This is a genomic window from Hymenobacter artigasi (genome assembly GCF_012275535.1).
Taxonomy (GTDB): Bacteria; Bacteroidota; Bacteroidia; order Cytophagales; family Hymenobacteraceae; genus Hymenobacter; species Hymenobacter artigasi.
Window position 1 is genome coordinate 1 of the sequence record NZ_JAAVTK010000015.1, and the last position, 11,337, is coordinate 11,337.

General features: G+C 64.8%; 9 protein-coding genes and 1 pseudogene. 7 read left to right on the forward strand and 3 right to left on the reverse strand.

All coding sequences use genetic code 11. The features are described 5' to 3' along the window. Together HBN54_RS19190 and HBN54_RS23665 are read right to left on the reverse strand one after the other, a co-directional pair. Nucleotides 1-1,127 (reverse strand): annotated as a pseudogene (locus HBN54_RS19190) (FG-GAP-like repeat-containing protein); the annotation flags it as partial. 419 nt (nt 1,128-1,546) lie between these two features. Beyond that, complete coding sequence (locus HBN54_RS23665) at nt 1,547-1,789, reverse strand: hypothetical protein (protein ID WP_235955605.1); 243 nt, start codon at nt 1,787-1,789, stop codon at nt 1,547-1,549. Nucleotides 1,790-2,120: 331 nt separating this feature from the next. Between HBN54_RS23665 and HBN54_RS19200 the strand changes: the two genes are divergently transcribed. From HBN54_RS19200 to HBN54_RS19230, 7 genes are all read left to right on the forward strand, one after another. Beyond that, complete coding sequence (locus tag HBN54_RS19200; RefSeq protein ID WP_168674851.1) at nt 2,121-3,173, forward strand: tyrosine-type recombinase/integrase; 1,053 nt, start codon at nt 2,121-2,123, stop codon at nt 3,171-3,173. Nucleotides 3,174-3,721: 548 nt separating this feature from the next. Further along, the gene (locus HBN54_RS19205; protein ID WP_168674852.1) at nt 3,722-5,206 is read left to right on the forward strand and encodes a BON domain-containing protein; all 1,485 of its coding nucleotides are present in this window, start codon (nt 3,722-3,724) and stop codon (nt 5,204-5,206) included. Between the two features lie 67 nt (nt 5,207-5,273). Then, on the forward strand, nt 5,274-6,092 hold the full coding sequence (locus tag HBN54_RS19210) for a universal stress protein (RefSeq protein WP_168674853.1): 819 nt from the start codon (nt 5,274-5,276) through the stop codon (nt 6,090-6,092). Between the two features lie 33 nt (nt 6,093-6,125). Then, entirely contained in the window at nt 6,126-6,947 is an 822-nt protein-coding gene (locus HBN54_RS19215; RefSeq protein ID WP_168674854.1) for a universal stress protein, read from the forward strand. Between the two features lie 148 nt (nt 6,948-7,095). Beyond that, nucleotides 7,096-7,959, forward strand: coding sequence for a universal stress protein (locus tag HBN54_RS19220; RefSeq protein WP_168674855.1), 864 nt, complete (start codon nt 7,096-7,098; stop codon nt 7,957-7,959). 177 nt (nt 7,960-8,136) lie between these two features. Next, complete coding sequence (locus HBN54_RS19225) at nt 8,137-8,979, forward strand: universal stress protein (RefSeq protein ID WP_168674856.1); 843 nt, start codon at nt 8,137-8,139, stop codon at nt 8,977-8,979. A 167-nt stretch (nt 8,980-9,146) separates the two neighbouring features. After that, a complete protein-coding gene (locus tag HBN54_RS19230; protein ID WP_168674857.1) occupies nt 9,147-10,064 on the forward strand; it encodes a universal stress protein in 918 nt (305 codons plus the stop codon). Nucleotides 10,065-10,411: 347 nt separating this feature from the next. Here the strand turns inward: HBN54_RS19230 and HBN54_RS19235 are convergent, their stop codons facing one another. Continuing rightward, nucleotides 10,412-11,323 (reverse strand): F0F1 ATP synthase subunit gamma, encoded by a 912-nt coding sequence (locus HBN54_RS19235; RefSeq protein ID WP_168674858.1) that lies wholly within the window; start codon nt 11,321-11,323, stop codon nt 10,412-10,414. Nucleotides 11,324-11,337 lie beyond the last annotated feature (14 nt).

Genomic DNA, 11,337 nt, shown 5'->3' on the forward strand with positions numbered 1-11,337 from the left:
TAGCCGTCGCCGTTCACGTCCCCCGCCCCCGCCACGCTGAAGCCAAAGTAGTCATTGGCGGTGGCAGCGGGGTCGGTCAGGGTGGTGGCGGGGGTAGTGGCGAGCCCGGCGCTGCCACCCAGGTAGAGGTAGGCCTTGCCCTTGCCGCTACTCGTGCCGTAGGCCCCGACGAGCACGTCGGCGTAGCCATCGCCGTTCACGTCCCCCGCCCCCGCCACGCTGCGGCCAAATAGGTCATTGGCGGTGGCAGCGGGGTCGGTCAGGGTGGTGGCCGGTGCACTGGCCAGCGGGTCAATGGTGACGGGATAGGTGGCCCCGGCGTCGCTCACTTCCAGGGCCAGCTCCCGCCGGCCGTGCAGGGCCATCCGGGCGGGCAGGGTGCGGCCGGTGGCATCCCAGGCGCGCAGGTCGGCGTAGCGCAGCACCGGGCCACTCTTGCCATTGGCCGGGGCGAAGCTCAGGGCTGAGCCGTCGGGGGCGGCCGTCACGCGCAGGGCGGTGGCCAGGTGCAGGCGCACCTGCACGGGGCCGGTGCCGGCCGGGCGGTGGGCCAGGTGAAAGGTCTGGCGTACTCCGGCCGGGGTATTTTCATACTCCACGGCCACGGCCTGCCCGGTGCCGTAGGTGGCCGTGGCTTCTGCCACCACCGGGGCCGTGCGGCCCGGGGCGGGCAGCGCCGGGCCACCCACCCGGCCGATGCCGCGCAGCTGCCAGCCTACCTGCCAGGCCGAGCGGTGGGTGTCGCGGTCGGGCACGGCGGCCACGGCGTAGCGGTCGGAGGCCAGGGTGGCCACCAGGCGCTGGGCGGCGTTGCCGGCCACGCGGGTGCCGGCCGGCTGGTCGGCGGCCGCGTAGAGGAAGTAGGAGCGGCGGCGCACGTCGGCCCATACGGCCGCCATGCCTTTGGCCGAGGTATCGGCCGGGACGGGCGCGGCGTGGGCGTGGGCGTGGACTGACGGACGCGGCCGGCCGGGGAAGCCGGGTCCGGTTGGGCGCAAGGCCGCCGGCTGGTAGGGGCCGGCCGGGGAGCGCGGGGCCGTACCAGCCGAGGTGCGCGAAGGTGCCGGTGCCGCGCACCCCGCTAATACGGCGGCCCAGGCCGCCACTATCAGATACGTATGTTTCATGCAGAAAAAAATAACAGGCTGATTATGACCCCAAAGGTACGCCCTACGGTTCCTGCGACGCGATGGGCCGCCCAGCTTTTCGCTCCTTCCCGCGGGCCTCGTCTCCCTGCCACGTGCCGCCAGCCGGTTTGGGTTGGGGGCCGTATCCGATGCGCCAGCCGAGCACCCGCACGAGGCGGTCCCTCCCGGGTGGGTAGCCCCCCCCCTGGTCGAGCCGAACCGCAACCGACAAAGTGCGGGCACAACCTGGAAAAGTACCCGCCGGGCCGCGTCACAGCGGGCAGCCCAAAGCGGTACTTATTCCGGGAGTTGTCCGAGAAGCATTCTTATGTTATTCGACTTTTTCAAGGAACTGAGCAACAACCAACTCTTGCGCCATCATCGGAGGATTACTATTTGAATCAGATGCCAGAAATCGCTTAACGTGCTATTTTATCCGTTTTCTGAGAGCACCCCTTAAAGCCTTTGTAGTTGACCAGGCCCTTTTCGGTGACGTGTTTTTTCAGCAGCCGGTCGAAGCCGCTGTGGTCCATTGCGGGGCCGGCCGTGGCCATCGCATAAGTAGTTGCCGGCAACAGGGCCGGATTCATTGTGGCGAAGGCCGCCACCGCAGCGGCTCCGATGGCGATGATGGCCAGCACGGGCACGAAAGGGATTTTCATAGTTTTGATATTGGTGGCGCTGGAGCCGTAGTCGCCCGGCTCGCTCCGGCCTTACAAAACGCGTAGTGCGCGGCGGCCACTTTCGGACATGCCCGATATCACGGCATCATGGCATGCAAGCCAAAACGTATCTGACTGCTTAAACTTCCTTGCAATACCCTTTTCAATAATTCACAAGGCTTCCAAATATAAGTTATGATAACATTTACTTATCATAACTTATATTTGAGGGATAAAAAAGGAAGCTTTTCGGACGTTTTCGAAACCTATATATAAGGTATCAATTCGCGGTCTGAATCAGCTCGCTTTACCGACGCCTCAAATCCCTTCCATGAGCGAAGACCTTTCCATCATCCCGGCATCAACCGGCAACCAATCGGTCAGCGCCCAGCTGGCCCGGGCCTCGGCCAAAGTCGCGGGCTTTCTCGAAACCGGTCTGCAGGGCGCGGCCAATACGGAGCGCGCCTACACCTCGGACCTGAAAAGCTACGTGGCCTTCTGCGAGCATCAGGGCTTGCGGGCGCTGCCGGCCGACGTGGAAACGCTCACCGAGTACGTGGCCTATCTCGCCACGGAAAAAGCGGAGCCAGCCGCCGAGGACCGGCACAAAAAAAAGAAGGGCCAGCAGCCGCTCACCGGGCCGCACGCGCTGGCGACCATCAAGCGGCACCTGGCGGCCATCCGCAAAGCCCACCAGCTGGCCGGCCACCGGCTGCCGGCCACGCTCGATGCCCTGAACACCGTCATGGAAGGCATCGCCCGTACCCTGGGTAAGCGGCAGGACCAGGCGCAGGCGTTCACGGTCGAGGAGCTGAAGCAGGCCATTCGGCGCATCGACCTGGAAACGGCGGCCGGCCTGCGGGACCGGGCGCTGCTGCTGCTGGGCTTCGCGGGGGCTTTCCGGCGCTCCGAGCTGGTGGGGCTGAACATTGAGCAGCTGGAATTCACCGAGCGCGCTTTGCTGGTGCACCTGGCCAAAAGCAAAACCAACCAGTACGGCGCGGTGGAGGACAAAGCCATTTTCTACGCGCCCAATATGGACTTCTGCCCGGTGCGCAGCCTGCGTGCCTGGCTGAATTTGCTGGGCCGCACCACGGGGCCGCTGTTCGTGAAGATTCCTCGGGCCGCTCCTAATCAAATGGCTACCCCGTCGGAAAAGCGGCTCTCGGATATCTCCATTAACAAGCTGGTGCAAAAGCGGCTGGGGCCGGACTATTCGGCCCACTCGCTGCGCGTGTCTTTCGTGACGGTGGCCGTGCTCAACGGACAATCTCACAAGGCGATTAAAAACCAGACCAAACAGAAAACGGATGCCATGATTGAGCGCTATACCCAGCTCAACAATGTGGTTTCGTACAATGCCGCGCAGGCGTTGGGCTTGTAACCCTGACAGCTACGCGCCCGCCGGGCACCGCGTGCCCCCGGCCTTTTGCCTTGATGAAGCCCGGCCATTTCCTGCCGGTTCTGTGGTGGGCGGGCGGGGCCTGGCTGTTGGTGCAGGGATAGAACGGACGAATTGGCGTCATTAATTCTTCATTTGATGAATATCATGCGCTGCGGCAATTATTGTCATGGGGCTGGCCACGCTTTTGATTGATTTTTGTATCAATCCAGCTTTCAATTGACTTTCAGCGCGATGCCGGCGCATAGCTAAAGCTTCCCAGATACCTGGAGTACTGCGGTGGGGGCTTGCCAGTACTGCGCTGCCGTCTACTGGCAGAACGACGATGCTGCAGGCCCTGACCCGGGGCATCGACCTCATCCTGCGGCTCATGGCCCGCAACCCGGCGCGCGCCGAGATATGCGCCGCCGGTGCCGCTTACGAGCACCTGCATCGTCAGCAGTGTACGACGGCCGGTCGCAGTTGCTCCTAAAAAGCCGCAAAGTACCTGTCAATCCATTGAACTACAATATATTATTCCTCCAAATGCTATGATTGCGCCTCACCTCCTGATTATACCAGCCACCGCCGAAACCATGGCCGATGCCGACATCACCATGGCCATCAAACGGCTATTTACCAACCAGAAAGGCCTGAACGAGCATTTGCTGGATGTGGCCACGCACGAGGGCCTGGTGACGCTGACTGGTTTCACCGACAACCTGCTGGCCCGGCAGCGGGCCGAGGACATTGCCCTGGCCGTGCGCGGCGTGCGCGGCGTTGCCAGCACGGTGGCCGTGCGTACCCCCGCCCGGCCCGATGCCGACTTGCAGCGCGACGTGTGCGGCGCCCTGGCCGACGACCCCGCCACCGGCGACTACCAGGTGCAGGGCACTGCGGCCGGGGGCGTAGTCACGCTCACGGGCATGGTGCAGTCGTGGGCCGAGAAGCAGCTGGTGCTGCGCGTGGTGCAGGGCGTGCGGGGCGTAACGAGCCTCCTAACGGAGGACCTGGCCATTCAAAAGGGCGAAATTGTGAATTCTGATGAGGAAATCACCATTCAGATTCAGGAGCTGCTCGACTGGGATGTTCGGGTGAACAGCGCCCTGGTGCAGGTGTGCACCACCGAGTCCGTGGTGCACCTGTCGGGTACGGTGGGCACGGCCACGGAGCGGGACCACGTGGTGGCCATAGCCTACCAGACCGGAGCCGCCCACGTAGATGCCCGCGACTTGTCTGTGGTCTACTGGGCGCTGAGCAGCGAGCTGCGGCGCGGGAAGTTTGCGCTCCGGGCCGACGAGGCCATTGTGGAGGCCGTGCGCGGCGTCCTGCACCGCAACCCCCGCGGGCGCTGCTCCGAAACGCTGGTGCAGGCCCATGAAGGCGTTGTGACGCTGGCCGGCACAGTGAGCAACCTGCGCGCCCGCCAGGAAGCCGAGCACGACGCCCGCCTCGTGGTGGGCGTGACCGAAGTACACAACCTATTGAAGGTACGGCCCAGACACCTGGTGCCCGATGCCGCTATTCGCCAGGCCATTCTGGCCGCGCTGGCCCGCGACCCCTACGTGGGGCACTTCTATTTTACCGTGAGCATGAGCAACGGCCAGGCTACCGTGCACGGGCAGGTAGACCATGCGTTTGAGCGCGAGCGGGTGGGCGATGTGGCCGCCGGGGCCAGCGGTGTGCTGGCCGTGGCCAACCTGGTAGCCGAGCCCGCCGAAGCGCGGCCCGAAGCCCTTGCCCGGCCGGGCAGCCCCGACCCCGACTCCGACTACGCACTGGCCGGCCGCATCCGGGAGCGCCACTTCTGGTCGGCCAGCCTGCACGACCAGGACATTGCAGTGCAGGTGAGCCACGGCCGCGCCACCCTCACCGGCACCGTAGATAGCTGGCCCGAGCGCCAGCAGGCCACCATCGAAGCCTATGAGGCCGGGGCCCACGACGTGAGCAACCACCTGCTTGTGCTGGCCCCGGCAGGCCCCGGGCAGCAGGGCACTCATCCCCCTGCTCATCTGCTAACCAACGCCCACCGCTAGCGCCAGCACCCGGAGTGTCCGGGCCGCCCACGGGTTTTCCAATTCACCCCTTTTTTCTCCTACTACTATGGCTTCCCCCCTTGTCGTACTGACTGATTTTTACGCCGTCACCGCCCGGGCGCTGTCCTACGCGGCGGGGCTGGCGGTGTCAATGAAAACGGAGCTGGTGCTGCTGCACGCCCGCCACGACGTGCTGCTGGCTCCCATCGACTACGGCCCCTATTCGCCCGTCAGCGACAATGCCACCGACCGGGCCCTGCAAACGCTGGCCGCCGCGCAACCCGTGCCCACCGAGGTAGATGTGTCGGACCAGGAGCTGACCGAGGCCGTGCGCGCCGCCGTGCGCCGCCACCACCCCCTGCTGCTGGTGCTGGGCCGCCCCGAAACGGCCGACGCACCCGTGGAAATCGTGACCGGCACGGCCATGGACCTGCTCACCGCCGTGCCCTACCCGCTGCTGGTGGTGCCGCCCCCCGCCGGCGAAACCTTCCCGCCCCGCCGCCTGCTGCTGGCCGTAGACGGCGAGCCGTTTGTGCTGTTCCGGCATCAGAACGTGGTCCGGCAGCTGCTGCGCCTGGCGGAGGGCACGCTGAACGTGGTGCGCGTAACCGACGACAGCCACGCGCGCCTGGGGGCCGAAGCTATTTTGCGCACGGTGGCCGACAACGACCTTACCGAGGTGCTGCCCCCCAGCCAGCTATATGAAGTGTATGACCGCTCGGTAGTGAGCGGGATACTGGCCGAAGCGGCCCGGCAGGAAGCCGACCTGCTGGTGGTCGTGGCCCGGCACCACAGCCTTATCGGCAGCCTGTTTCATCGCAGTGTCACGGCCCAGCTGCTGGAGCACAGCCCGGTTCCGGTGCTGGTGCTACCCGCCGAAGACTAGTGCGACTTTTATCCTGTTGCCCAAACACTTGCCATGGAAGCATCTTTCATTGTCCTCACCGATTTTTTCACGGTATATCCGCAGGCCCTGGCCTACACCACCAGCCTGGCGGCCGCGCAGCAGGCCCGCGTGGTGCTGCTGCACGTGTGCCACAATGGCCTGCACGGTCCCGGCGAGAAAGGCAGCCCGCGCACCGAATGGAACAAGCGGCAAAAACAGCGGGAGCTAGCCCGGCTGACCACTAACCGGCCCGTGCCCACGGAGCTGGTGGTATCGGAAGATGTTTTTACTGAGGCCGTTGGCCAGACCGTGCGGGCTCAGCAGGGCCAGCTGCTGGTGCTGGGCCAGCCCGGCGCGGCCGAGCAACCCGTGGAAATAGTAGCCGACGTGGCCCAGCTGCTGCTGGAGCAAGCCCTGTGCCCGGTGCTGGTGGTGCCCCCCACGGCCTCGGAGGGCTTGCCGCCCCGCCGGCTGCTGCTGGCCGTGGACGGCGAGCCCCTGGACCTGCACCCACTCCCGGCGCTGGTGCACCAGCTGCTGGCCGGCCCGCAGGCCGCGCTGCAGGTGGTGTATATACCCGAAAGCGCGACGGACCGTCCCGACCCAGTTGCCGTGCTCAATACCATCCGCCTCAATGGGGTGGTGCCGGCCATCCCGCTCAGCCGCCTGCACCTGCACCACGCACCCGATGTGGTGGCCGGTATTCTGGCCGAAGCCGTGCGCCAGCAGGCCGATATGCTGGTGGTCGTGGCCCGGCAACGCAGCCTTATCAGCAGCTTTTTTCACCGCAGCATCACGGCCCGGCTCCTGGAGCAAAGCCCGATTCCGGTGCTGGCACTGCCGGCCCGCGACTAGCCCCGGCGGCTGATTGCAACCGCTTATCACTTAAGCAGGCAGTCAGTAACAAGTAGTCAGTAGCCCGATGTCAGCCAGCTAAAAATCAGGCGATTGATTCCGGTCTGACTGCCGATTACTGATGACTTATCACTTAGAATTTTCCGATATGAATCCTTCAATTGTGGTGTTGGTCAATCTTTCTGAGGCGGCGGAGCAGGCGGCTCGCTACGCCGCCGTGCTGGGCGCGCCGCTGCACGTGCACCTGGAGCTGGTCAACGTTTATCAGCCCCCCATCCTGGCCTCCGGGCTGGCGGCGGTGCCGATGCACTACTTCCCCCAGATGCAGGCCGAGACCGAAGACGCCTTGCAGGCGCTGGCCCAGCGCCTGCCCGCGCCCACCGAAGCAACGGTAGTCGCGGCCCCCATTGCCGATGCCGTGCAGGAAGCCATTGCGCACCACCGCCCGCTGCTGCTGGCCATGAGCCTGAGCCCCGAGCAGGACCTGCTCGACTACCTGCTGCGCAACCACGTGCTGCCCGTGTTGCGCGCCACCCACCACCCGCTGCTGCTGGTGCCCGAAGCCGGCCCGCCCCCCAGCCGGCCGCGCCGCGTGCTGGTAGCCATCGATGGCGATTTTTTTACCCTCAGTGCTGCCACCCTGGCCCTGGCTCCGCTGCTGGCGAGCTGGCAGGCAACTTATTCGGTGGTGCACGTTCGAACCCTTGCGAGCGGAGGCGTGCGGCCCGATGGCTATGAGCAGCTGGGCGGGCCGCTGCGCAAGCTGCTGCCCACGGCCGCGCCGCTGGCGCTGTACGACGATGCCGGCCACGCTCCGGCTCCCGGGGTACTGCGCGCCGTGGCCGAAACGCAGGCCGACTTGCTGATTCTCATTGCCCGTCCCCGCAGCTTCCTGGGCCGGCTGTTTCATCGCAGCGTCACGGCGCAGGTGCTGCGCGGCTGCCCCGTGCCGGTGCTGCTGCTGCCCACCAATGCCCCGGACCAGCCCGACTACCTGCTCATTATGAGCTGACACGCCGCCCGGCCGGCCCCTTTTTTCCCTCCCCCGGGTTGTCACAAGCTACTCTCATTAAGTAGTCAGTCATCAGTAATCAGTAATCAGACTGAAATCAACTGCCTGATTTTTAGCTAGCTGAAATCTGATAACTGACTACTTGTTACTGACTACCTGCTTAAACTTCGCTTCACTATGAAACCTAATCTGCTCGTCCTCACCGACTCTTCGCCCGCCGCCGAGCGGGCCCGGGCCTACGCCGCCGTGCTGGCCGCCCCGCTGGGGGCCGAGGTGCACCTGCTGCACGTGTACCCCACACCGCCCACCACCGCCCGGGTAGGCAAGGTGATGCGCGCCACCAACGCCGGCTACGTGCGGCGCGAGCGCCACGCGCTGGAGGAAGTAGCCGCCGCCATGCCCGTGCCCACCACCGCCACCACCGTGGCGCAGGTCTGGGACGAGGCCGTGCAGGAAGCCCTGCACCAGTATCAGCCGCTGCTGGTTATCGCCGGCCTCACGGCCACCGACGGCCTGCTGGACGAATGGCTCAGCAACCGCGCCCTGCCGCTGGCCCACGAAACGGGCTACCCGCTGCTGCTGGTGCCGCAGGACCTGCCCACGGCCGCCCTGCGCCCGCCGCGCTGCCTGGCCCTGGCCGTGCGCGACCAGTCCTTCACCCTCACGCCCCAGGCCCTGGCCCTCACCCCACTCCTGGCGGCCCTGGGGGCCACCGTGGTGCCCGCTACCGTGGCCCGGCCCGACGAGCCCACCGCCGGCCGGCACGGCCTCATGGCGGCGCGCGAATGTGGCCTGACTCCGGCCCTGGCCGCCAGCAGCCTGCACCGGGTGGTAGCCGAAGCACCGGCCGCGGGCCTGCAGCAGGCCGTGGCGGAGCTGTCGGCCGATATGCTAGTGCTCCTCGACCCCGGCCACGGCTGGATAAGCAAGCTGTTCGGCAGCAGCGTTATCGACGAGGTGCTGCGACACACCCAGGTGCCGGTGCTGCTGCTGGCCACGCAGGAAACCGGGCTGGATTAAGCGGCTCGCGATGGCGGGTTTCCTCCCCCATCGCCGAGCGCTCCCAACAATATATTTCACCCTTAGTAATCAGTCATCAGTAATCGATAGTCAGACCGGAATCAATCGACTGATTTTTAGTTAGCTGAAACCCGACTACTGACTACCTACTTAAACTTCACTTCCCCATGGCCCTTTCCCTCATCGTCTTCGCCGGTTTTTATCCGCCCGCCCGCCGCGCTATTAAATACGCCGACGTGATGGCGCAGGCCGTGGCGGGCCAGTTGGTGCTGCTGCACGTCAACCGCGCCTCCCTGTTCGACCCCAACGATTTGGTGGCCCAGGGCTACCACCAGGAGGAGCTGGCGCGCCAAGCCGATACGGCCGCCATTCTCTACCAACAGGCCCAAAGCCTGCAAACCACGGCCACCGTGGAAGTAGCCACCGACCTGCTGCCCGCCACGGCCCAGGATTTGGCCAACCGCTACCAGCCGGCCCTCTTTGTTCTCAGCCAGGTGGATGAGGACCGCCCCGTTGCTGCCGACATGCTCACCTCCTGCGTGGAGATTCTGCGGGCCGGCGGCTACCCGCTGCTGGTGGTGTCGCCCACGTCCCCCACCGACCACCCGCCCCGCCGCATCCTTATTGCCGCCGACCGCGAACCCTTCACGCTAACCCCGGAGGCCCAGGCCCTGCGCCCGCTACTGGCCCAGCCCGGCGTCGAGATTATTGTGGCCCACGTTACGAGTGGTGTGGAGGACGACGAAGGCTGCGCCCTGGCCCTGCGGGCCGTGCAGGCCAGTGGCCTGGTCGAGGGGCTGCCCACGCCGGAGCTACGGGGCTTTCAGCACGAGCACTACGAGCAGGGAGTGCTGGCGGCCTCCCTCGATTCGCGGGCCGATTTGGTAGTGGTGCTGGCTCGTCATCGCAGCTATTTCGGCAACTTGTTTCACCGCAGCGTCACGGCCAAGCTGCTGGAAAACTGCCCGGTACCCGTACTCGTACTGCCCGCCGCCGCCCCGGGAGTCGCTACCGAAACGTCTGCTTTTGTGGCTGCCGCCGGCATTGCCAACACGGTACTTACCGGCCTCACGCCAGCTTCCTGACGCGCAATTTTATGATATTTTGAGCAAATCTGAAGAGTCGGGGTGTAGCGGCGCGATACTTCCTTTCATTAACCTAGAGCGGTTTTCAGATTCGTGTACAGGTAGCGCGAACTACAAAGTTCGCGCTACTGCCTGCTTACCTCACAAGCTGTATCTAAACCCGAAAATGCTCTAATTAGTCAGTCATCCATAATCGGTAGTCAGACCGAAATCAATGTACTGGTTTTTAGTTAGATAAAATCTGATTACTACCTACTTAAAATATACCCCAGTGATTCAGCGGATGACTAGGCATGGCCCCGCCGCTCGGGTTTCCGCACCAGAATAACTGGACCGGGCCACCAATCCTAGCCCCGCTTTTCCCTGGCGTGGTCGGCGTTCAGGGCTTCGAAGCCGGATACTACATCGAACAGCTCCTCGTCGATGGCGCTTTGGCGCTTGCGGTGGTACTGGTGTGCCAACTCGCCCAATAGCTCGTCGATGCTTTTTTCGGCCCGCTGCATGGCTCGTAGGCGGCTGGCATTTTCACTGGCCAATGACTCGGCGCAGGCCCGGAACAAGGAAACGAACAGAAACTCCCCGACGAGGGCCCGTAACGTGGGAAACCGCGCGCCCGCTACCTGGGGCCGCGTTTTCGTGGGCCAGTGCAGGGCTCGCAGCTCCTGCTTCCATTGTGCGTCCAGCGGCAGCAGGCGCTGATAGACCGGCCCATACCCCGTGGCCTCCCGGGGCCGGTTGTGAAAGATGTAGAACGCGGTCAGGCTGCCGTTGTCGAGGGCTTCCTGCGCTTTTAGCAGCATCTGCGCGACCAGCGGCGTAATGGCCTTGATGCCCGTGGGCACCAGAAAATGCGTGGTTACGGGCAGGCCCGCATCGGTTAACAGGTGCTGCACCCGTTCGCCCACCGTCCAGAGCTCCTTGCGGCCCGGCAGCGCGCCGAGCGTTTGGGCCACAAAAGCGGCCAGGGTGTCGTTGAACGAGCCCACCAGCCCCTGGTCGGACCCAAAAACCACGGCCCCTATCACGGGCGCGGCTACTTGTTGCGGCTCCTTTGCCGGTGGTGTGGGGTTGCTGGCGGGCTCCGACTGAAAGTAGGCGACCAGGCCCAGCGCCACGGTTTGGTAGTAATCGCCGAGCGAGCCCACCGCCAGCTCGTACTGCCCGATGGTGGCCGCCGCCATGGCTTTCATGGTCCGCACCACGGATTTGATGTCCCTGGCACCTTCAATTTTTCGGCTCAGGCTTTCCAGGGTTTGCATTTGTTCGGGGTGTA